General features: G+C 68.7%; 20 protein-coding genes. 9 read left to right on the top strand and 11 right to left on the bottom strand.

Translation table 11 applies throughout. The features are described 5' to 3' along the window. The first annotated feature begins 99 nt into the window (after positions 1-99). Complete coding sequence (locus BJQ94_RS12185; protein WP_265400446.1) at positions 100-546, top strand: GNAT family N-acetyltransferase; 447 nt, start codon at positions 100-102, stop codon at positions 544-546. On the opposite strand, the gene BJQ94_RS12180 is transcribed toward BJQ94_RS12185, so the two are convergent. Both BJQ94_RS12180 and BJQ94_RS12175 read right to left on the bottom strand, forming a co-directional pair. Further along, positions 543-1,283, bottom strand: coding sequence for a response regulator (locus tag BJQ94_RS12180; protein ID WP_265400445.1), 741 nt, complete (start codon positions 1,281-1,283; stop codon positions 543-545). The two genes, BJQ94_RS12185 and BJQ94_RS12180, sit on opposite strands and share 4 nt — an antisense overlap. Then, positions 1,276-2,931 carry a sensor histidine kinase gene (locus tag BJQ94_RS12175; RefSeq protein WP_265400528.1) on the bottom strand — a complete coding sequence of 552 codons (1,656 nt, stop codon included), beginning with the start codon at positions 2,929-2,931 and terminating at the stop codon, positions 1,276-1,278. The genes BJQ94_RS12180 and BJQ94_RS12175 overlap by 8 nt, the downstream gene beginning before the upstream one ends. Before the next feature lie 162 nt (positions 2,932-3,093). Here BJQ94_RS12175 and BJQ94_RS12170 point away from each other — a divergent pair, with 162 nt between their 5' ends. The 4 genes from BJQ94_RS12170 to BJQ94_RS12155 all read left to right on the top strand — a co-directional run bounded on the left by BJQ94_RS12170 (position 3,094) and on the right by BJQ94_RS12155 (position 8,140). After that, complete coding sequence (locus tag BJQ94_RS12170; RefSeq protein ID WP_265400444.1) at positions 3,094-4,515, top strand: cation:dicarboxylase symporter family transporter; 1,422 nt, start codon at positions 3,094-3,096, stop codon at positions 4,513-4,515. A gap of 414 nt (positions 4,516-4,929) precedes the next feature. Further along, positions 4,930-6,201 (top strand): glycine betaine/L-proline ABC transporter ATP-binding protein, encoded by a 1,272-nt coding sequence (locus BJQ94_RS12165; RefSeq protein WP_265400527.1) that lies wholly within the window; start codon positions 4,930-4,932, stop codon positions 6,199-6,201. Continuing rightward, positions 6,198-7,184, top strand: a complete 987-nt coding sequence (locus tag BJQ94_RS12160; protein ID WP_265400443.1) for an ABC transporter permease subunit — start codon at positions 6,198-6,200, stop codon at positions 7,182-7,184. Before BJQ94_RS12165 ends, BJQ94_RS12160 begins: the two co-directional genes overlap by 4 nt. A 62-nt stretch (positions 7,185-7,246) precedes the next feature. Further along, positions 7,247-8,140, top strand: a complete 894-nt coding sequence (locus BJQ94_RS12155; RefSeq protein WP_265400442.1) for a glycine betaine ABC transporter substrate-binding protein — start codon at positions 7,247-7,249, stop codon at positions 8,138-8,140. A 62-nt stretch (positions 8,141-8,202) separates the two neighbouring features. On the opposite strand, the gene BJQ94_RS12150 is transcribed toward BJQ94_RS12155, so the two are convergent. The 5 genes from BJQ94_RS12150 to BJQ94_RS12130 form a co-directional block, all read right to left on the bottom strand. Continuing rightward, positions 8,203-8,652, bottom strand: a complete 450-nt coding sequence (locus BJQ94_RS12150; RefSeq protein WP_265400441.1) for a flavodoxin domain-containing protein — start codon at positions 8,650-8,652, stop codon at positions 8,203-8,205. Positions 8,653-8,755: 103 nt separating this feature from the next. Further along, a complete protein-coding gene (locus tag BJQ94_RS12145) occupies positions 8,756-9,568 on the bottom strand; it encodes an alpha/beta hydrolase (protein WP_265400440.1) in 813 nt (270 codons plus the stop codon). 8 nt (positions 9,569-9,576) lie between these two features. Beyond that, the gene (locus BJQ94_RS12140) at positions 9,577-10,185 is read right to left on the bottom strand and encodes a CbiQ family ECF transporter T component (RefSeq protein WP_265400439.1); all 609 of its coding nucleotides are present in this window, start codon (positions 10,183-10,185) and stop codon (positions 9,577-9,579) included. A 10-nt stretch (positions 10,186-10,195) separates the two neighbouring features. Next, positions 10,196-10,882, bottom strand: a complete 687-nt coding sequence (locus BJQ94_RS12135; RefSeq protein ID WP_265400438.1) for an ABC transporter ATP-binding protein — start codon at positions 10,880-10,882, stop codon at positions 10,196-10,198. Further along, a complete protein-coding gene (locus BJQ94_RS12130; protein WP_265400437.1) occupies positions 10,879-11,520 on the bottom strand; it encodes a biotin transporter BioY in 642 nt (213 codons plus the stop codon). The genes BJQ94_RS12135 and BJQ94_RS12130 overlap by 4 nt, the downstream gene beginning before the upstream one ends. A 199-nt stretch (positions 11,521-11,719) precedes the next feature. Between BJQ94_RS12130 and BJQ94_RS12125 the strand changes: the two genes are divergently transcribed. Further along, the gene (locus tag BJQ94_RS12125) at positions 11,720-11,989 is read left to right on the top strand and encodes a GlsB/YeaQ/YmgE family stress response membrane protein (RefSeq protein WP_265400436.1); all 270 of its coding nucleotides are present in this window, start codon (positions 11,720-11,722) and stop codon (positions 11,987-11,989) included. Positions 11,990-12,030: 41 nt separating this feature from the next. Here the strand turns inward: BJQ94_RS12125 and BJQ94_RS12120 are convergent, their stop codons facing one another. The 3 genes from BJQ94_RS12120 to BJQ94_RS12110 form a co-directional block, all read right to left on the bottom strand. After that, on the bottom strand, positions 12,031-13,821 hold the full coding sequence (locus BJQ94_RS12120; protein WP_265400435.1) for a glycoside hydrolase family 15 protein: 1,791 nt from the start codon (positions 13,819-13,821) through the stop codon (positions 12,031-12,033). A 66-nt stretch (positions 13,822-13,887) separates the two neighbouring features. Beyond that, positions 13,888-14,361 (bottom strand): hypothetical protein, encoded by a 474-nt coding sequence (locus BJQ94_RS12115; RefSeq protein WP_265400434.1) that lies wholly within the window; start codon positions 14,359-14,361, stop codon positions 13,888-13,890. A 121-nt stretch (positions 14,362-14,482) separates the two neighbouring features. Beyond that, entirely contained in the window at positions 14,483-14,671 is a 189-nt protein-coding gene (locus BJQ94_RS12110; protein WP_265400433.1) for a hypothetical protein, read from the bottom strand. Positions 14,672-14,747: 76 nt separating this feature from the next. On the opposite strand from BJQ94_RS12110, the gene BJQ94_RS12105 reads away from it, so the two are divergent. Further along, a complete protein-coding gene (locus BJQ94_RS12105; protein WP_265400432.1) occupies positions 14,748-15,917 on the top strand; it encodes an SLC13 family permease in 1,170 nt (389 codons plus the stop codon). A 51-nt stretch (positions 15,918-15,968) separates the two neighbouring features. Here BJQ94_RS12105 and BJQ94_RS12100 read toward each other — a convergent pair whose 3' ends face one another. Continuing rightward, positions 15,969-16,772: a sugar phosphate isomerase/epimerase gene (locus BJQ94_RS12100; protein WP_265400431.1), complete on the bottom strand. Its 804-nt coding sequence runs from the start codon at positions 16,770-16,772 to the stop codon at positions 15,969-15,971. A 52-nt stretch (positions 16,773-16,824) separates the two neighbouring features. On the opposite strand from BJQ94_RS12100, the gene BJQ94_RS12095 reads away from it, so the two are divergent. After that, a complete protein-coding gene (locus BJQ94_RS12095) occupies positions 16,825-19,146 on the top strand; it encodes a bifunctional alpha,alpha-trehalose-phosphate synthase (UDP-forming)/trehalose-phosphatase (protein WP_265400430.1) in 2,322 nt (773 codons plus the stop codon). Between the two features lie 66 nt (positions 19,147-19,212). Further along, positions 19,213-20,907: a dihydroxy-acid dehydratase gene (ilvD, locus tag BJQ94_RS12090; protein WP_265400429.1), complete on the top strand. Its 1,695-nt coding sequence runs from the start codon at positions 19,213-19,215 to the stop codon at positions 20,905-20,907. Positions 20,908-20,928: the final 21 nt, after the last annotated feature.

Here is a 20,928-nt window from a genome sequence, read left to right as displayed (position 1 = left end):
CTACCGTCTCCGCAGGCCGGTCCACGTGCGGTCGCCGGTCAGCCAGCTCACCGCGACGAACTTTTGACGATGACGGTCCTGGTGCGCTTGCATTGCAGCATGACTACCGAGTGGACCCTGGCCCCGAGTAGCCCGGCCGACGCGTCCTGGATGGCGGAGCTTCGAGCCGTCGTCATGCGTGCCGACCTCGAGCGGCTCGGCCGGTGGGATCCGGTGCGGGTGCGCCAGCGCTTCCTGGCGGCCTTCGACAGCGCCCACACCTCGGTCATCACCGTCGACGGTGCGAGCGCCGGGCTCATCGCTGTGCGGCCGGAAACGGACGCCCTGTGGATCGAACACTTCTATCTGCAGCCCGCGCAGCAGGGCCGGGGGATCGGCGGGCAGGTGCTCCGGGAGATCATGGCCACCCAAGGTGATACCCGGCCATTCCGGCTGAATGTGCTGCAGGGCAGCCCAGCGCGAACGCTCTATGAGCGCAACGGGTTCGTCGTCGACCGCCAAGACCCGATCGATGTGTACCTGGAGGCGCCGCCTCGGCTCCGCTAGTCGCGCCGCCAGGTGTACTCGTTTTCGGGGCGGCCCGGGGTGCCGTATCGGGGGGAGCGCAACACCGAACCGTCCTCGGCGAGGTGCTCCAGGTAGCGGCGGGCGGTGACCCGGGAGATGCCGAGCTCGTCGGTGAGCTCGGCCGCCGACACCGGGGCGCTGCGCGCCTTGAGGAACTCGGTCACCCCTGCCAGGGTGCCCTCCGCGAGGCCCTTGGGCAGGGTGATCGGCGTGGGGGTGCGCAGACTGTTGAACGCCTGGTCGACATCCGCCTGGCTGGTCACCCGTGAGCGCTCGCCGAGTTGGCGGTGGAACTCCCGGTAGGTGGTGAGCTTCTGGGCGAAGGTGGCGTAAGTGAACGGCTTGATCAGGTACTGCACCACCCCGGCCGAGATGGCGCCGCGCACCACCTGCAGGTCTCGGATGGCCGTGATCGCGATGATGTCGCACTCGAGATTCGCGGCCCGCAGCCGGCGGGACACATCCAGGCCGTGCAGGTCGGGCAGGTTCATGTCCATCAGCACCAGGTCGACGGGGGAGCCGGTGGTCGCGGCTTCGGCAACCAGGCGGATGGCCGACTGGCCAGTGCCGGCGGTTCCGGCGTGCTCGAACCCGGGCAGCCGCTGCAGATAGGCCGCGTGTGCCTCGGCGGTGAGCGGTTCGTCTTCGACGATGAGAACCTGGATCACCGACCGGTCGGATGCGTCCACGGCCGGCGTGCTTTCCTGGTCAAGCATTCGGCGTCACCTGTGGCTCGGCGGCTGGCGCATGCAGCGGAATCGTCACGGTGAACACGGCGCCGATGCGCCGCGTCACGGTGAGGCTGCCGCCGAGCCGGTTCACCGCCTGGCGCACCAGTGCCAGGCCCAGGCCGCGCCCGTACCGGCCCGGGTCTTTCGTGCTGTGCCCGAGCGTGAACACCTGGCCGAGCTCGTCGGGGTCGACTCCGCGACCGGTGTCGGCGACCTCGATCACCACGACGGGCGGGGCCGGGGCGGCCGAGACGGTGCGGATGGCCACATCCACGCGTCGAGGAGGCTCGCCTCCGGCGGCGGCATCGAGGGCGTTGTCCACCAGGTTGCCCAGCACCGTCACCAGGTCCTGCACCGACAGTCCGGAGTCCGCCAGGGTGCCGGCGGAGTCCACGGTCAGCTGCACGCCCAACTCGCCGGCCTGGGCGAATTTGCCCACCAGGAGGGCACCGATCACAGGCTCATCCACCGAACCGATCATCTCGTCGGTCAGGTGCTGGCTCACAGCCATGTCCCTGGTCGCGAACTCCAACGCCTCCGCGCTCCGGCCGAGCTCCATCAGCGACACGATGGTGTGCAGGCGGTTCGCGTGCTCATGGGTCTGGGCGCGCAGTGCATCCGAGAGGGTGCGCATCGACGCCAGCTCGGTGCCGAGCGACTCGAGGTCGGTGTGATCGCGGATGGTGGTGACGGTGCCCATCGGGGTGGTGCGGCTGCGCACCCGGCTCGGAGTGGGCACCGCCGGTTCCTGGCTCACCACGAGCACCCGGGTGTCGGTGAGATGCACCTCGTCCTGCGCTGTGCGCCCGCTGGCCAGCAGCTCGGCGAGGCTGGGCGGGAGGTCGAGATCGGCGATCGCCGGCGCGGCGGCACCGGACCTGGAGCCTTGCCGGGACGGGATCCCGAGCAGCTGCGCGGCCTGGTCGTTGTAGAGCACGATGTCGCCCTTGCGGTCGACGAGCACAAGCCCTTCCCGCACGGAGTGCAGCACCGAATCGTTGTAGACGAAGAGCTGCGCGAGCTCCTCCGGGCCCCAGCCGAGGGTGACCCGGCGCAGATAGCGGCCGAGCAGCCAGGTGGCCACCGACCCGGCCAGCAGCAGTGCCAGCGCGAGCGCCAGGATGGCGGGGAGGCGGGCGTTGAGCGCGATCTGCAGGTTGCTGGTCTTCACCCCGGCTGCCACCAGGCCCACCACGGTGCCGTCGGGGTCGACGATGGGAACGACGGCGCGCACCGACGGGCCCAGCGTGCCGCTGGTCACCTCGGTGAACGGTGTTCCGGCCACGGCAGGGGCCGTCTTGCCGATGTAGTGCCGGCCGATCTCGCCCGCATCCGGGTGCGTCCATCGGATGCCGGCCGGGCTCATGATCGTGATGAAGTCCAGCTCGGCGTGTTCGGTCACCTCGAGGGTGTACGCCTGCAGGGCCGCCGTGGGGTCCGGTGACTGCGCCGCGGTGACCACCAGCGGACTGTCGGCGATCGCGGCCGCGACAGCGAGCATCCGGTCGGCCGTCTCGGAGTAGCCGCGGTCGCGGGCATCAACGAAAGACGCCGTCCCGACGAACACCGCCAGCACGACGATGAACACGAAGTGGGCGAGGAAAAGCCGGCGTGCAATGCTCCACCCGTGCATCTCGCGCACTCGTCCTTTCGCCTGTGAAAAACCGCCGGTCACGACGTCGTGACCAATATGACCGCAAGAGTGACCGTACGCCTCCCGTCCCGCACTGTGTATTCACCACTGCTGTTCGGGCCGCCTGCCGGATTCCGTACAGCCTAGACAAAGGAGTCTGACATGGCATTCGCTATTCCTCGCGGCGGCACTTCCCGCGGCGCCGGCCGCCCCGGCGGAACGACCCGCAAACGGCTCGACAAGTCCCACTACCTCTACATCGCGGTGATCGTGGCCGTCGGCCTGGGAATCCTGGTGGGCCTGCTGTTCGGCGGGCCGGACGGCTTCGCCGTTGCGCTCAAGCCGCTCGGTGACGTTTTCGTGCTGCTGATCAAGATGATGATCGCGCCGATCATCTTCTGCACCATCGTGCTCGGCATCGGATCCATCGCCAAGGCGGCGACGGTCGGGAAGATCGGCGGCCTGGCGCTCGGCTACTTCCTGGTGATGTCCACCTTCGCGCTGGGCATCGGCCTGCTCGTCGGCAACCTCATCCACCCCGGTGAGGGTCTCAACCTGCAGGATGCGACCTACACCGCCCCTGAGGCGGCCGACACGCACTCGTTCCTGCTCGGCATCGTGCCCACCACCCTGATCTCCTCGCTCACCTCGGGCAACATCCTGCAGACCCTGATGGTGGCGCTCGTCGTGGGCTTCGCGCTGCAGAAGATGGGAGCCGCCGGCAAGCCCATCCTCACCGGAATCGCACACCTGCAGGCGCTGACCTTCCGTATTCTCGTGATGGTGATGTGGCTGGCCCCGATCGGCGCGTTCGGCGCCATCGCCGCCGTCGTCGGCGCCACCGGGATCCAGGCCGTGATCAGCCTGTTCACTCTGATGGCTGCGTTCTACCTCACCTGCATCATCTTCATAGTGGTGATCCTCGGCGGGCTGCTCAAACTGGCCACCGGCGTCAACATCTTCAAGCTGATGCGCTACCTGGGCCGCGAGTACCTGCTGATCTTCTCGACCTCGTCGTCTGAGGCCGCGCTGCCCCGCCTGATCGCCAAGATGGAGCACCTCGGGGTGTCCAAGCCGGTCGTGGGGGTCACCGTGCCCACCGGGTACTCGTTCAACCTCGACGGCACGGCGATCTACCTCACCATGGCGTCGCTGTTCATCGCCACGGCCCTCGGCCAGCCGCTGATGCTGGGGGAGCAGATCGGCCTGCTGGTGTTCATGATCATCGCGTCCAAGGGCGCGGCCGGGGTCACCGGAGCGGGACTCGCGACCCTCGCCGGCGGCCTGCAAGCGCACGCCCCGCAGCTGGTCGGCGGGGTGGCATTCATCGTGGGCATCGACAGGTTCATGTCGGAGGCCCGCGCGCTGACCAACTTCACCGGCAATGCCGTCGCGACGGTGCTGATCGGCACCTGGACCAAGGAGATCGACCGGGCCCAGGTGGACCTCGTGCTCGACCGGCACGCGCCGTTCGACGAGTCCACGATGATGGCGGCGCACACCGTGGCGGAGCCAACGGATGCCGCCCATGACGTGCCGCGCGACGAAGTCGCCGCGCCGCAGCCCGAGCTGGCCAGGCGCTGATCCCCGGCGCACGGCTTTAGCATGCCTGACCTGCACTTAAGCTTCCCGGACGAGGGTCGAAACCGCCCTCGTCCGGGGGGCTTTCATGCGTTCGCATGCTAGGCTCGCTTCTGGTCTTACGACCCTTCACCAGGACGCGAACGCGTAGCCCCCAGCCCGACTGGGACGGCCGCGAGCGTACGGTGAGGCCCAGACGGGCGTGACCCCATGGTCACCCCAGCCCACACCGGTAGCCGGTGTCGAGGCCGGTCTCGGCCTACCCGTCCGACACAGCGAGCCCCCGTGTTGTCGACCGTCCAGGCGGTCCATTCGGCGTGCTCCGGAGAATCCGTGACCGAAATCATTGCCGTCAAGGCAGAAAAATCCGCCAGTGAGGCGGAGCACACAGCACCAGTAACAACCGAAACACCGGGCATCGCCGTCAAGGCGGACAAGCTCTACAAGGCGTTCGGCCGCAAACCATACGACATCGTCAAGAAGCTCCAGGGCGGCGCCAGCCGCGACGAGCTCGCCCACCTCGGAACCGCTGCCGTCATCGACGCCTCCTTCGAGGTGAAGCGCGGGGAGATCTTCGTGGTGATGGGACTGTCCGGCTCGGGCAAGTCCACCCTGATCCGCATGCTCAACGGCCTGCTCGAGGCGACCAGCGGCACTGTCACCGTCGGGGATACCCCGATCACCGGCATCCCGGCCGCCAAACTGCGCGACGTGCGCCGCCAGAGCATCTCCATGGTCTTCCAGCACTTCGCTCTGCTGCCGCACCGCACCGTGATCGACAACGTCGCCTACGGCCTCGAGGTGCAGGGCATGCCCCGCGACGAACGCCTGGCCAAGGCGCGCACCATCATCCGCCTGGTGGGGCTGGACGGCTGGGCCGACAACCTGCCCTCCGAGTTGTCCGGTGGCATGCAGCAGCGCGTCGGCCTCGGCCGCGCTCTGGCCGCAGACACCGACGTGCTCCTGATGGACGAGGCATTCTCCGCGCTCGACCCGCTGATCCGCCGTGAGATGCAGGAACAGCTCATCGAGCTGCAGGCCGAACTCGGCAAGACCATCATCTTCATCACCCACGACCTCAACGAGGCCATGTTCCTCGGCGACCGCATCGCCGTCATGCGCGACGGCCGCATCGTGCAGATCGGCACGCCCGAAGAGATCCTCACCGACCCGGCCAACGACTACGTGGCCCAGTTCGTGCAGGATGTCGACAGGGCCCGCGTGCTCACCGCCGGCAGTGTCATGGAACCGGCCCGGTCCGTCGTGACGGTGACCGCCGGTCCGCGCGCGGCCCTCCGCACCATGCGCGACCTGCAGACCTCGGCCACCTTCGTGTTGCGTCGCGACCGCAGCTTCGCCGGGGTCGTGCGCGACCGCGACGTGCTCAAGCAGGTCAAGGCCGGCGACGGCGACCTGCGCGCGATCATCCTCGACGCCACCGCGGTTTCCGCCGACACCGCGCTGGTCGATCTCGTCGAGCTGGCCGTGGAGAGCGACCTGCCCATCGCCGTTGTCGACGACCGCAATCGCCTGCTCGGGGTCATCCCGAGGGTCACTCTGCTCGCCGCCCTCGGCAACGTGAGCACCGGCACCGGCGAGCTGCCGGTGATGGAACCGCCGGCCACCATCTCGATGAGCATCATCACCGAAACCCTGCGCGAGACCGCGCCGGAAGGAGTCCAGCCGTGAGCATCACAGCAGCCCTGATTACAGCAACAGACTTCCGCATCCCGCTCGGGAGCTGGGCCGATTCGTTCATCGACTTCATCACCGACACCTTCGGGTTCTTCTTCGACTTCGTGCGCGCCATCTTCAGCGGCGCCTACGACCTCGTGGACCTCGTTCTCGCCACCCCGCCGTTCTGGGTGATCATCCTCGTGGCCGCCGCTCTGGGCCTGATGATCCGCGGCTGGAAGTTCGCCGTGGGCACCGTGGTCGGCCTCGTCGTGATCGTGGGCGTCGACCAGTGGGAGAACGCGATGGACTCGCTGGCTCTGGTGCTCGTCGCGAGCATCCTGGCGATCCTGTTCAGCGTGCCGCTGGGCATCCTGTCGGCCAAGTCCGGCCTGGCGTCCGGCATCATCCGGCCCGTCCTCGACTTCATGCAGACCATGCCGGCGTTCGTCTACCTCATCCCGGCGCTGATCCTGTTCCGCGTCGGCGTCGTGCCCGGAATCGTGGCCACGATCATCTTCGCCATGGCTCCCGGCGTGCGGCTCACCGAGCTCGGCATCCGCAACGTCGACCACGAGGTCGTCGAAGCCGGCCAGGCATTCGGTGCCTCGCCGTGGCGGATCCTCCGCCAGATCCAGTTGCCGTTGGCGATGCCCACCATCATGGCCGGCATCAACCAGGTCATCATGCTGTCGCTGTCGATGGTCGTCATCGCCGGCATGGTCGGCGCCGGCGGCCTCGGCCAGCAGGTGGTCGCCAGCCTCAACCGCATCGACGTGTCGCTGGGCTTCGAAGCCGGCCTGTCCGTGGTGATCCTCGCGATCTTCCTCGACCGCATCACGGCAGCGCTCGGCACCGGCAACACGCCGATCGGACGCCTCAGGGCGGCCCGCAAGCACAGGGCCACGCCCGTGCAGCCCGCCCCCACCGGAACGTCGACGACCGATCAGGCCGACATCGAGGCCGCCAAGCGGCCCGGTGTGCTCGTTCCCTCCTGAACGCCACACACCTCACGAACCTGCACCATTCGTCGCCCTCACCGGCGGCACGAAAGGAACACATGAAGAACCGTTCACTCAGCGTCATGGCACTCGGAGCCGTCGGGCTCCTCGCATTCACCGGTTGCGCCGCGGCCGAAGCCGAGACCGTCGGCGACGGCAACTCCGACAACAAGGACCTCACCATCGCCGTCTTCAACGGCTGGGACGAGGGCATCGCGGCCTCCGAGCTGTGGAAGGCCATCCTCGACGAGAAGGGCTACAACGTCGAGCTCGAGTACGCCGACGTCGCCCCGGTCTACGCCGGCCTGTCCACGGGCGACTACGACCTCAACCTCGACGTCTGGCTGCCGAACACCCACGCCTCCTACCTCAAGGAGTACGGCGACGAGATCACCGAGGTCGGGGCCTGGAACGACGAGGCCAAGAACACCATCGCCGTGAACGCGGATGCGCCGATCGACACCCTCGCCGAGCTCGCCGAGAACGCCGACCTATTCGACAACCGTCTGGTGGGCATCGAGCCCGGCGCCGGTCTCACCGAGGCCGTCACCGAGAACACCATCCCCACCTACGGCCTGGAAGACATGGACTACCAGACCTCCTCGACCGCGGCGATGCTCACCGAGCTCACCGCCGCCGAGAAGTCCGGCGAGAACATCGCCGTCACCCTGTGGGAGCCGCACTGGGCCTACGGCTCGTTCGACCTGAAGAACCTCGAAGACCCCGAGGGCACCCTCGGCATCGCGGAGACGATCCACGCCTACGGCAAGAAGGACTTCGCGACCGACTTCCCGCAGGCCACCAAGTGGATCGGCGACTTCAAGCTCGACCTGGAGCAGCTCACGTCGCTTGAGACCGCCATGTTCGTCGACTACGACGGCCAGGACTACGAGCCCATCGTGGCGAAGTGGATCGAAGACAACCAGGAATACGTGGACTCACTCACGAAGTAAGCCTCCGTTTCCACACACCAGCCCGCGCTTCGGCGCGGGCTGTTGGTGTACCCAGGCCTGGATCAGGCGGTCGCGCGCAGCTCCGAGCCGATGAACGCGGCCCAGGCGCCGGCCTTGCCGGTCTCGCCGGGGGCCAGCGGTCCCTCGGTGCCCACGACGACGAACCCCTGCGGCTTGGCGACGATGGTGGCGCCGGCCGCGTGCAGGCCGTGCGAGATCTTGGCGGCGGCATCGCCGTGGATGAAGAGCTTGATGCGGGTGTCGAACGCGGCGGCGCGCACACCGGTCAACGAGCCGGCCGGCAGAGCGCGCAACCAGGCCTGGATCTTCTCGGTCGGCCGCCAGCCGTTGATCGGACTGCCCACCACGAGCACATCGACGCCGTCCAGACTGGCCTCGGTGACGTCGGCCACATTCAGGGTGGTGGTGCCCCCGCCCAACTCGGTCGCTATCACCTCCGCAATGGTGCGGGTGTTGCCGTAGTTGGTGTCGTAGACGACGCGGGCGCGCATGGGTCCTCCTGGGTCGGGGCGGCATTGGCCGACACGGGCCATAGTGGACCCGGCCGTCGAGGCCGACAAGAGCAGGATTTCCCACCCGGCGGAGTCCAGCCGATCAGTCCGACTGCATGAAGCGCAGCGCCACGAAATCGGAGAGCGCGTCCGTGATGGCATCCGCCGACTCTGCCGGCGTGATCGTGGCCACGCCGTCACCGGGCTGGGCGCCGTAGGCGCCGAATGAGGCGTGGTTGGCCCCCTGGACCTGCACGAAAGTGGTGTCGTCGGGCAGCAGATCAGCGGTGTCCTCGATCTTGGCCGGGGTGCTGAGCCCGTCTTCGCTGCCGCTGATGCTCAACACGGGCAGTTCCTCATCGACGGCCGAGGCGCAGTAGCTGCCGAACAGCACCAGGCCGGCCACCTCCGTGTTCGCCGGGTCGTCGGCGTACATGCACGCGCGCACACCGCCGAGCGAATGGCCGCCCACGAACCAGGCCGTCACGTCGGGCGCGGCGGCCGTGAAGGTGTCCAGGGGGCGCTGGTCGAAGAAGGCCAGGTTGAGCACCGGCTTGGTGATGACCACTGTCATCCCGGTCGCCTCCACGGTGCCGGACAGCGTGGCAAGGTAGGCATACGGGTCGACCTTGGCGCCGGGGATGAAGACCAGGCCGGCGATGGAGGGTTTTTCCGCCGGGGCGATCACCACGGAGACGTCGGTGTCGGTCACGGTGACGGCGGGATTGTCGAGCACGGCCTGGGCCGCGGCACGGTCAGCCGGCATGACCAGCTGGGTCCAGACGAGGATGGCCACGATTCCGAGCGCCAATGCCGTGAGGGCGCTCCAGCCGGCGAATGCGATGCGGGCGCGGGTTCGGGTGCGGGCGGTCCTGTCGGGTGTCTCCGGTGCGCCGTCGTTCCTGTGCTCTGTCATCACTGTGATCAGTCGTCCAATCCACGCGCGGCCAGTGCCTCTCCGATCGCATCGGCGGCGTACAACGAGCGTACGACGACCGGAACGGCCAGGGCGACCACCGACCCCTGCGCGCCGCGGGCCCGCCTGGCGTCGAGGACCTCTCGCACGATCTCGGCCACTAGCGGGATGCAGCGGATGGTCAGGGCGACGAGCAGACCCACCCTGTCCGCATCCACCCAGCGCCGGAACGGCCGCAGCATCACCTGGAAGGCCTCGAGCACCGCGGTGACCGTGGTCGTGAGGGTGAAGAGGGCGGCGAGGGCCACGGCCACCACGAGTCGACCGGCCATCAGACCGGCTGTAGTCCACCCGGCCGCGGAGCCGCCGGCGACGAGCACCTGCACGGGGACAGCGAAGAGCAGGATCCACAGGATCGGGCCGATCTGCGGCCAGGCCGCGGTGGGCGGCATCGCGGCGAGGGCGTACAAGGCCACAACGGCGACGAGCTCGCCGGCGAGCACGAGCGGGTCGGCCGCCAGACCGACCAGCATCATCAGAACAGCGAGCACGGCCAGCTTGAGCAGCGCCGGCGCGCGGTGCACCAGCGAGGTTCCCGGTCGGTAGAGCCCGATCACGACGGCCCGATCATGACAGCAGGCTCAGGTACGCCCGGAGGGCTGCGGCGGGAACATCATCGGCCACGACCCGGCCATCGTCGATCACGATCACCCGGTCGAATCCGTCGAGGACCTCGAGGTCGTGGGTCACCACGATCACCTGCTGGGTCAGCGACACGAGCAGCCCGGTGATGAGGCGGGTGTTGCGGGCATCCAGCAGCGTGGTCGGCTCGTCGGCGACCACGATGCTCGGCCCGGCGACGAGCACAGCCGCCAGGGCCAGCAGCTGCTTCTGCCCGCCGGAGAGCCGGTGGGCAGGTCGGTCGGCCAGTGCCGTGAGCCCGAACCGGTCCAGTGCTTCGCTGGTCCGTGCGGCGATCTCGGCGGCGTCCAGGCCCCGGCGCCGCAGGGTGAAGGCCACGTCCTCCTGCACCGTGGGCATCACGATCTGGTTGTCGGGGTTGGTGAAGATGAAGCCCACTTCGCGTCGCACGAGCTTGGCCTGGCGGCGAACGTCCAGGCCGTTCACCGTCACGGTTCCGCTGGTGGGGGTGACGAGGCCGTTGATCATGCGAGCCAGCGTGGACTTGCCGCTGCCGTTGGCGCCGACGATGCCGATGCGGCGCTCGGTCAGGTGCAGGTCGATTCCGCGCAGCACGGGCCGGTCGTCGAAGCCGTGCGACACACCCTCGAAACGGATGCCCGCAGTGCTCACGCTCGCGCCTGGACGTCCCCGGCCGGCAGCGTCGCCGGCGCGGCGCGACGCGGAGTGATGAGGCCCGGGTAGGCCTTGTGCACCTGCTTGGCGACGAGCACCGTCACGACGACCTTGACGAGGTCGCCCGGCAGGAACTTCGCGCTGTCGACGAGGGCGGCCCAGAGCGGCAGGCCCAGGTTGATGGCCGTGACGGGAACCCCGATCAGGTAGACGGCCACGATTCCGCCGAGCGCTGTCGCGCCGAGAGCGGGCCAGAACGGGTAGCGCGGCAGCAGCCAGGCGGTGAGGAGGCCGATCACGGCGACGCCCAGCAGCCAACCGTACGGGTACCCGGCGGAGGGGGAGGTGGTGAACCAGACCAGGCCGCCACGGCCGCCGGACAGCAGTGGCAGGCCGGCGGCGGTGAGGACCAGCAACAGCAGCACGGCCAGGAAGCCCTTGCGAGCCCCGAGGATGGCGCCGGCCAGCATCACGCCGAGAGTCTGGAAGGTGATCGGCACCGTGCTGGCACCCAGGGAGATCGCACCGGGGAAGCCGAGGGCCGCGATGAGGGCGGCGAAGATGGCGATCTGCGCGAGGTCGCGCACGCTCAGGCGGGACGTGCTCTGGCGGGGTGAGTTCTGGGGCGCGGTCATGGTTTTCAATCTAGAATTCGGCGCCAGGGCAGCGCAGTGGAATACCTACAAAGAATGTGGCAGAACTCTGATTCCCGCCGGGGCCGCCGGCAACGCACGCTCGCCCGTCGTCGCGCCTATCCACCCGACGCCGACGGTTTTATGATCGACACAGCCGGCCGGCGAGTCCGCCGAAGCCGGGTCACGGAAGGCTGTCCCCATGGGATTCTTCGGTTTTCTCCTCCTCGGCCTGCTGGCCGGCGCCCTGGCCAAGCTGATCCTGCCCGGCACCCAGGGCGGCGGCTGGTTCATCACCCTGTTGCTCGGCGTGGTCGGCGCCCTGTTGGGCGGCTGGCTGGCCGGCCTGATCTTCGGTGTGAACATGGGGTCGTTCTTCGACCTGCGCACCTGGGTGATCGCCATCCTGGGTTCGATCATCGTGCTGCTCATCTACGGCGTCGCCACCCGTAACCGCAGCAGTTCCTCCTGATCAACCTGCCGCACCTGATTCGCCCACCCGCACTCCGCGGGTCAGGCCAGGGCGCTCCGCGCCATCGCGGCCACCAGGGCGTCGGCGGCACGCACCAGGGTCAGATGGGTCAGCGCCTGTGGCGTGTTGCCGGCGTGATGCCCCGTCGCCACGTCGTATTCCTCCGAGAGCAGCCCCACGTCGTTGGCCAGACCCACCAACCGCGTCATCAGGGCTCGTGCCTCCTCGGTGCGGCCGGAGGCGGCGTACTGCTCCACCAGCCAGAAGGAGCAGGCCAGGAACGGATGCTCACCCGGTTCGAGGCCGTCCAGGGCCGCGTGGGTGGTGTAGCGCAGCACCAGGCCGTCGCGCAGCAGGTCGGCCTCGATGGCGCTCACCGTTCCGAGCATGCGGGGGTCGTCGGCGGCGCAGAACCCCACCTGAGGCAGCACGAGCAGCGACGCGTCGACCTCCTCGCTGCCGAAATACTGGGTGTAGCAGCCGCGCGCCAGGTTGAAGCCGCGTTCCTCGATGTCGCGGCGCACCTCGTCCCTGATCCGCCGCCACCGCGCGACGGGCCCGGGCAGGCCGTACTCCGTGACGCCGCGCACGGCCCGGTCGAACGCGGCCCACACCATCACGCGGGAATGGGTGAACTCGCGGGCCGGGCCACGCACCTCCCAGATCCCCTGATCGGGCCGCTGCCAGTTCTCCTCCAGGTAGGCCATCAGGGAGAGCTGCAGCGGCCAGGAGAACTCGGTCTCCTCCACCCCGGCCGCGCGTGCCTCGTGCAGGGCCACCATCACCTCGCCCACGGCGTCTGACTGGAATTGGGCGACGGCGCCGTTGCCCACCCGCACCGGCGACGCGCCGCGGTGGCCGGGCAGGCTGGTGAGCTCGCGTTCGGGCAGGTACCGCTCGCCGGACAGGCCGTACATGATCTGAAGGTCGTTCGGGTCGCCGGCGATGGCGCGCAACAGCCAGCCACGCCAGTCTTCGGCTTCAAGCTCGTAGCCGTGCGAGAGCAGCACCGACAGGGTGAGCGAGGCGTCGCGCAGCCAGACGTACCGGTAGTCCCAATTGCGGTTGCCACCCTCGTGCTCGGGCAGGGAGGTCGTGGCCGCGGCCACGATGCCGCCGGTGGTCTCGTGGGTCAGTGCCCGAAGAACGAGAAGCGAACGCACCACGGCCTCCCGGAACGGACCCTCGTGGGTGCAGCTGTCCGCCCAGCTCGCCCACCAGTCCGCCGTGCTGTCGTAGGCGCTCCGCACATCCAGCGCCGGCGGCAGGGGGAGGTGGGAGGGGTACCAGGTGAGCTGCACGGTGAGGCTCTCGTGCACGGACACCGTGAACCGGGCCTCGTGGCGGTGGTCGGCGGCGTGCAGGGCAGGGCCGCGCACCACCACGGCATCCGGGCCGGCCACGGCGACGAGGCCGGGGGTGCGTTCGTGGCGCAGCTGCCGCACCCACGGCACCGTGGTGGCGTAGCCGAACCGCAGCCGAAGGTCCTGGATCATCTCGACGCTGCCGGAGAGGCCGCGCACCGTGCGCACGACATCGGCTCGGCCGTCGCCGTGCGGCATGAAATCGGTCACCTCCACACTGCCCGTGCGTGTGGTCCAGACCGTCGACAGGATGAAGCTCTCACCCACGTAGGAGCGGGTGCAGGTGGCGGTGGGATCTGCGGGGGCGAGCAGCCAGCGGCCGTGGTCTTCGGAGCCGAGCAACGCGCCGAACATCGATCCGGAGTCATACCGCGGCAGGCACAGCCAGTCGATGCTGCCGTCCCGGCCGACCAGGGCCGCCGAGTGGCAGTCGCTCAGGAGTGCGTAGTCCTCGATGTGCAGAGCCATGCAGATATCCTCACACGGCGCGGCTGAATACCGGTGCCGACCAGCCAGTGCTTACAGGCAGGGGTGCTAGGCCACCAGGCGCGGGGACGTGCCGGCGCGAGCGCCGTCGTGCTGCTCGGCCCAGACCGAGATGGGGGCCGGGTTCCACGGCAGTGCCGTGGGCTCTGCCCCTGAGGCCACCAGCACGGCGCCGGTGTTCGCAGCGGCGATGTCGGCGGCGGCGATGCCCTCAGCGGGCGTGTCTGTGCGCGGTTCGGCGATGTTCGCCGGCGGCGCGGTCTCTTCGGTGCGCAGACGGATGGTCTCGGTCGCGAGAATCTCGGTGAGTGCGGCCGCGATCTGGTGGGCCTTGAGCCCGTGGAAGATCACATCCGTGTCCCCGGCCTGGCGGGGAACCAGGGTCCAGGCACCGTCAGAGCCGACGAGGTCGGCGAGGGCGCTGTGCAGGTGTTCGAAGATCTGGGCACGGCTGAGTTCCGGCAGGGCGGGCGCAACCGGTGCCTGAACGACGGGTGCGGTGCGACGTCGACGACCGAACATCGTGAGCCCCTTCCTTCTAACAACGTGAGAAGTCCAGTTTCCCCGTCCTGACTGCGAACGAGGGGGTGGACACGCCGCAGAAGACGGACTCGCGGGGCGAATACGCCGTATTCGTGATTCCCTATTTGTTCAGGGACTTCTCGTCGGCGTCCTTCACGACGTTGCCGACGGCGACGGCCACACTGATGCCCCAGCCGATCCAGGTGAGCAGCAGACGCCAATCCCTCGGTCCGTGCCTGGTGGCCTGCACGATATTCCAACCGCCGGCCACGACGCCGATCATGGCGCTGTTGAACAAAAACTTCCGCATGTGGTCCTCCTGGTTCTACGCTACCGGGGTGGTCGTCGATCACGCGAGTCGGCGCCCAGATGGTCGAAGGAGATTGATGCGAACGGCGATCATCGGGGCGGTCTTGCTCTGTGCGGGAATCATAGCCGCGATCACCGGGATCCTGCCGTGGCCCGCCACCGTCGAACTCATCGACCGGGTGCTGCCCATTCTCGTGTTCGTCGTCGCGATCACCGTCGTGGCCGAGCTGGCGGCGGCGGCCGGGGTCTTCACGTTCGTGGCGGAACGGCTGACGGTCTGGGCCGGGGGACGCACCTGGCTACTGTGGCTGCTGGTCGTGGTTCTGGCCGTGCTCAGCACGGTCTTCCTGTCGCTGGACACGACGGCAGTGTTGCTCACACCCGTGGTGGTGGTGATGGCCAGGCACGTCGGGCTCAGCCCGTTGCCCTTCGCCCTGACCACCGTGTGGCTGGCGAACACGGCCTCCCTGCTGCTGCCGGTGTCGAACCTCACCAACCTCCTCGCCCAGGGACGCCTCGGCGATCTTCTCGGGCATCCGGTGAGCCCGATCCAATTCGCCTGGCTCACCGGCGCGCCGGCCCTCACGGCGATTCTCGTGACCGTCGTGGCCATCTACCTGGTCTGCCGGCGCCCGCTGCGGATGGGCTATCAGGTGGCGCCCACCACCCGCGTGGCCAACCCCGTGCTGTTCGGCACCAGCGCGGTCACCGTGGTGGCGCTCATCCCCGCGCTGGTGTCCGGCGTGCCGGTGTGGATTCCCGCGGTGCAGGCGGCCCTCATCCTCACGGTCATCTTCTTCGTGCTCGACCGAAAGACCCTCAGTCTCGGGCTGGTGCCCTGGCCACTCGTGCTGCTGGCCTCCGGCCTCTTCCTGGTGATGGCGGCGCTGCACGAACTGGGGTTGGGGGAGCTCCTCGACGCCGCGGCGGGATCCGGCGACGACCCGCTCAGCCTGTTGCGGCTGGCCGGGGCGGGCATGGTCGGCGCGAACGCCTTCGACAACCTGCCGGCCTACCTCGCGCTCGAGCCGGTGGCGAACTCGCCCGCACGGTTGGTGGCGCTGCTGATCGGCGTGAACGCCGGGCCCCTGATCACGCCGTGGGCGTCGCTGGCGACGCTGCTCTGGCACCAGCGCCTGAGCAGCCTGGGGGTGGAGATCTCCTGGCGCCGCTACATGCTCCTCGGCCTGGTAGTGGCCCCCGCCACGGTGTTGATCGCCACTCTTGTCCTCTCCCAAACCATCTAGCCCGCGAGCCGTGAGAAAAACCCCAAAAACCTCCGGTTTTCGGGGTTCAACTCACGGCTCGCGGACGGGGTGGGTGTGCTCGCGGGCGAACGCGAGGGTTTCGGTGAGCAGGGCCAGGCGGGTGAGTTCGTTTCGAGCCGTTCGGGTGTTCACCTCGGCGACCACCGCACCGGTCCAGTCCCTGGCAGCGAGCAGCTGCAGCACCTCGGCCACGGGCTCTGAGCCGCGGCCGGGCAGCAGGTGCTCGTCGAAGACCCGACCGTCGCCCTGCGAACCGGAGCCGTCACAGAGGTGCACGTGCCGCAGCCGGTCGCCCAGGGCCGTGGCCATGGCCAGGCTGTCGTGGCCGCTCAGGGCACAGTGCGAGAAGTCGAGGGTCACCGCCTCGCAGTCCATCCGGGTGGTGTCCCAGCCGGGGGAGTACGCCTTCACGCCCCGACCGCCGATCTTCCAGGGGAACATGTTCTCCACGGCGATCTCGAGCCCGGTGGACGTGGTCAGCTCACGCACGATGTCGAGGAAGTCCTCCGCGTAGCCGGCCTGCCAGCGAAACGGCGGATGCACCACGACGGTCGAGGCGCCGACCTCGGCGGCAAGCACCGCCGACTTCTCCAGCTTCACCCGCGGGTCCCTGCCCCAGACGAAGTGGGTGAGCAGCAGCACCGGGGCGTGGATCGAGAAGATCGGCAGGCTGTACCTCTCCGAGAGCGCCGCCAGCACCGCGGCATCCTGAGTGGCCTCGTCGCGGGTGACCATCACCTCCAGACCGTCGTATCCGGCCAGCTTCGCCAGCCTGAAGGAGTCCTCCAGGGGGAGCGGGTAGACGCAGGTGGAACTCATGCCGATGCGAATCACGGCGTCAGCATAGCCGTCGCTGGTAACCTCAAGGTGCAGCCAGGTGCTCCGCATGGGCGGGCACCGGAACGGACGAGTCATCGAAACCGCACCCACCGCTACCGACAGCGCAACCGACACCGCTCCGGACACCTCGCCGGAGACCGGTGTGGAGCCAGGCCCTGATTCGGTCGCGCCCGGTCACTTCGACCTGGTCGTGGTGTCCAACCGGCTTCCGGTCGACTACGAACTCGCCGAAGATGGCACCGAAAGCTGGCGCACCTCGCCCGGCGGCCTGGTGACCGCCCTCGAACCCCTGATGCGCGCCTCAGACGGCGCCTGGGTGGGCTGGCCCGGTGTGGCCGACCGCAGCTTCGAGCCGTTCGAGAACGACGGCATCTCCATCGTGCCCGTGCGCCTGAGCACCGAAGACCTCGAGCTGTACTACGAGGGCTTCTCCAATGACACCCTCTGGCCGCTCTACCACGACGTGATCGCGTCGCCCAGCTACCACCGCGAGTGGTGGGAGGCGTACGTGCAGGTCAACCGCCGCTTCGCCGCCGCGGCCGCCGCATCCGCTGCCCCCGGCGCCACGGTGTGGGTGCACGACTACCAGCTGCAGCTGGTGCCGCGCATGCTCCGTGACGCCCGCCCCGACCTGGTGATCGGCTTCTTCAACCACATCCCGTTCCCGCCGTACGGCATCTTCGCCCAACTGCCGTGGCGCAAGCAGATCCTCGACGGCCTGCTCGGCGCCGACCTGATCGGGTTCCAACGCCTGGCGGACGCCGGCAACTTCTCCCGTGCGGTGCGTCGCCTGTTCGGTTACGCCACCCGCGGTGTGGCCGTGGACGTGCCCAGCCAGAACGGGCAGCACCGCCGCGTCATCGCCAAGCACTTCCCCATTTCGATCGACGCCGAAGCGTACGAGGAGATGGCCAAGCGCCCGGACATCCAGGAACGCGCCCGCCAGATCCGCGAAGACCTCGGCAACCCCAAGACGATCATGCTCGGCGTCGACCGCCTCGACTACACCAAGGGCATCGGCCACCGCATCAAGGCCTTCGGCGAGCTCCTCGAAGACGGAACGCTCAACGTCGAGGACGTCACCCTGGTGCAGGTCGCCAGCCCGTCCCGCGAGCGGGTCGCCACCTACATGCAGCTGCGCGACGAGATCGAACTCGCCGTCGGTCGCGTCAACGGCGACTACTCCACCATCAGCCACACCGCCATCAGCTACCACCACCACGGTTACCCGCGCGAAGAGATGGTGGCGCTCTACCTGGCCGCAGACGTGATGCTCGTCACGGCCCTCCGCGACGGCATGAACCTGGTCGCCAAGGAGTATGTGGCCGTGCGCTACGACGGGGACGGCGTGCTCGTGCTGAGCGAGTTCGCCGGCGCCGCCGATGAACTCAAGCAGGCCGTGCTGATCAACCCGCACGACATCGACGGCATGAAGGCCTCGATCATGAAGGCCATCACCATGCCCAAGCGCGAACGCACCCGTCGGATGCGCGCCCTGCGCCGCAAGGTCTTCGACAACGACGTTGCCGCCTGGTCCGCCAACTTCCTGGAGACCCTCACCGGCGGGGCCGCCGTGCCCAGCGGTGTGCCGGAGAATCTCGTGGCGGCGCTCAAGGACATCAGCTCGGCAGAGACCATCCTGGTGGCCCTCGACTTCGACGGCACCCTGGCCCCGCACGTGGACGAGCCGGAAGACGCCCGCGCCGTCGACGGCACCCACGACGTGGTGCAGCGGCTGCTGGACCTGCCCGGGGTGCGCGTCGCGTTCGTCTCCGGCCGGGCGCTGGTGAGCCTCAAGCACGTCGCCGAACCGCAGTCCCAGGTTCTGCTCACCGGGTCGCACGGCATCGAGGTGCAGCTCGACGACAACGGCATCGAACTCGGCCTGGTGCCGGCCGAACTCGAGCAGCTCGACACCCTCACCCGGGTGCTCGAACGCATCTCCGGGCCGGTGTTCGGCACCTGGATCGAGCAGAAGCCGGCCGGGTTGGCGTTGCACACCCGCCTGGCGACAGCCCAGGACGGCCAGGCCGTTCAGCGTGAGGCCCGCGACCAGCTGGCCGAACTGCTGCCGGCACTGACCGTGCGCGAAGGCAAGAACGTGCTCGAGTTCTCGGTGCGCTCGAGCACCAAGGGCGACGCCCTCGAGCGCCTGCGCGTGCACACCGGAGCCGACCGGGTGCTCTACGCCGGCGACGACGTCACCGACGAAGACGCCTTCACGGTGCTGGGCGAGAGCGACCTGGGCCTCAAGATCGGCCCCGGCGCCACCCTGGCGGGTTACCGGGTGCGCGGCCCCAAGGAGGTCACCCAGGTGCTCGCGCTCCTGGCGGACTTCCGCGCCGCATCCGCTCAGCAGCAGAACTAGGACGCGCGTCGCGGGCAGGGTTCGGGATGCCACCCGGCCCGCCCGCGACGTTCTAGACTCGTAAGCATGTCTGAGATCGATATCAAACCGAGAAGCCGCGACGTCACGGATGGCATCGAAGCCACCACTTCCCGCGGCATGCTCCGCGCGGTCGGAATGGGCGACGCCGACTGGGACAAGCCCCAGATCGGCATCGCGAGCTCGTGGAACGAGATCACCCCGTGCAACCTGTCGCTGGACCGCCTCGCGCAGGCGTCCAAGGAGGGTGTGCACTCCGGCGGCGGCTACCCGCTGCAGTTCGGCACCATCTCCGTCTCCGACGGCATCTCGATGGGCCACGAGGGCATGCACTTCTCCCTCGTCTCCCGTGAGGTCATCGCCGACTCGGTCGAGGTCGTCATGCAGGCCGAACGCCTCGACGGCTCCGTGCTGCTGGCCGGGTGCGACAAGTCGCTGCCCGGTATGCTCATGGCCGCCGCGCGCCTGGACCTTGCCAGCGTCTTCCTCTACGCCGGGTCCATCGCACCCGGTTGGGTGAAGCTCTCCGACGGCACCGAAAAAGACATCACCATCATCGACTCGTTCGAAGCCGTCGGTGCCGTCAAGGCCGGCCGCATGAGCGAGGCCGACGCCAAGCGCATCGAGTGCGCCTTCGCCCCCGGCGAGGGTGCCTGCGGCGGCATGTACACCGCCAACACCATGGCCAGCGTGGCCGAGGCCCTGGGCATGAGCCTGCCGGGCTCCGCGTCGCCCGCCTCCGCCGACCGCCGCCGCGACTACTACGCGCACCGCTCCGGCGAGGCCGTCGTGAACCTGCTGCGCCTGGGGATCACCGCCCGCGACATCCTCACCAAGAAGGCCTTCGAGAACGCGATCGCCGTGGCCATGGCCTTCGGCGGCTCCACCAACGTGGTGCTGCACCTGCTCGCCATCGCCCAGGAGGCCGAAGTCGAGCTCACCCTCGACGACTTCAACCGCATCGGCGACAAGGTTCCGCACATCGGCGACCTCAAGCCCTTCGGCAAGTACGTCATGAACGACGTCGACCGCCACGGCGGCGTGCCCGCCGTGATGCGCGCCCTGCTCGAGGCCGGCCTCATCCACGGTGACGCGCTCACCGTGACCGGCAAGACCGTTGCGGAGAACCTCGCCGAGATCGACCCGCCGGAGCTCGACGGCAAGGTGCTGCGCACCCTGGACAACCCGATCCACGCCTCCGGCGGCATCACCATCCTCAAGGGCTCCATCGCCCCTGAGGGCGCCGTCGTGAAGACCGCCGGCTTCGACAGCGACATCTTCGAGGGCCCCGCCCGGGTCTTCGAGCGTGAGCGCGCGGCCATGGACGCCCTCACCAACGGGGAGATCCTCAAGGGCGACGTCGTCGTCATCCGCTACGAAGGCCCCAAGGGCGGCCCCGGCATGCGCGAGATGCTCTCGATCACCGCGGCCATCAAGGGCGCCGGGCTCGGAGCCGATGTACTACTATTGACTGATGGTCGATTCTCAGGCGGCACAACCGGACTGTGTATCGGCCATATAGCACCCGAAGCGGTGGACGCAGGTCCCATCGCCTTCGTGCGCGATGGTGATCTGATACGGGTCGATATCGCAGCTCGCTCGCTTGACCTACTGGTCGACCCTGCTGAGCTGGCCGCCCGCCGAGAAGGCTGGGCTCCGCTTCCTCCCCGTTACACCCGTGGCGTCCTCGCCAAGTACTCCAAGCTCGTGCAGTCGGCTGCGCTGGGCGCGACCACGGGCTAATCGACCCCATCCGTCATACGA

Origin of the sequence: Cryobacterium sp. SO2, from assembly GCF_026151165.2 — a bacterium.
In the GTDB taxonomy this organism is placed as follows: domain Bacteria; phylum Actinomycetota; class Actinomycetes; order Actinomycetales; family Microbacteriaceae; genus Cryobacterium.
Note: the sequence above shows the minus strand (reverse complement) of the source record. Positions and strands in the feature narration are given on the sequence as shown.

Coding starts and splice junctions, on each gene's coding strand:
- BJQ94_RS12120 (WP_265400435.1), bottom strand. CDS start 13,821: ATGGCTCTGCACATCGAGGACTACGCACTCCTGAGCGACTGCCACTCG.
- BJQ94_RS12145 (WP_265400440.1), bottom strand. CDS start 9,568: ATGACAGAGCACAGGAACGACGGCGCACCGGAGACACCCGACAGGACC.
- BJQ94_RS12155 (WP_265400442.1), top strand. CDS start 7,247: ATGAAGAACCGTTCACTCAGCGTCATGGCACTCGGAGCCGTCGGGCTC.
- BJQ94_RS12175 (WP_265400528.1), bottom strand. CDS start 2,931: ATGCACGGGTGGAGCATTGCACGCCGGCTTTTCCTCGCCCACTTCGTG.
- BJQ94_RS12180 (WP_265400445.1), bottom strand. CDS start 1,283: ATGCTTGACCAGGAAAGCACGCCGGCCGTGGACGCATCCGACCGGTCG.
- BJQ94_RS12185 (WP_265400446.1), top strand. CDS start 100: ATGACTACCGAGTGGACCCTGGCCCCGAGTAGCCCGGCCGACGCGTCC.
- BJQ94_RS12150 (WP_265400441.1), bottom strand. CDS start 8,652: ATGCGCGCCCGCGTCGTCTACGACACCAACTACGGCAACACCCGCACC.
- ilvD (WP_265400429.1), top strand. CDS start 19,213: ATGTCTGAGATCGATATCAAACCGAGAAGCCGCGACGTCACGGATGGC.
- BJQ94_RS12125 (WP_265400436.1), top strand. CDS start 11,720: ATGGGATTCTTCGGTTTTCTCCTCCTCGGCCTGCTGGCCGGCGCCCTG.
- BJQ94_RS12095 (WP_265400430.1), top strand. CDS start 16,825: ATGGGCGGGCACCGGAACGGACGAGTCATCGAAACCGCACCCACCGCT.
- BJQ94_RS12110 (WP_265400433.1), bottom strand. CDS start 14,671: ATGCGGAAGTTTTTGTTCAACAGCGCCATGATCGGCGTCGTGGCCGGC.
- BJQ94_RS12115 (WP_265400434.1), bottom strand. CDS start 14,361: ATGTTCGGTCGTCGACGTCGCACCGCACCCGTCGTTCAGGCACCGGTT.
- BJQ94_RS12105 (WP_265400432.1), top strand. CDS start 14,748: ATGCGAACGGCGATCATCGGGGCGGTCTTGCTCTGTGCGGGAATCATA.
- BJQ94_RS12130 (WP_265400437.1), bottom strand. CDS start 11,520: ATGACCGCGCCCCAGAACTCACCCCGCCAGAGCACGTCCCGCCTGAGC.
- BJQ94_RS12170 (WP_265400444.1), top strand. CDS start 3,094: ATGGCATTCGCTATTCCTCGCGGCGGCACTTCCCGCGGCGCCGGCCGC.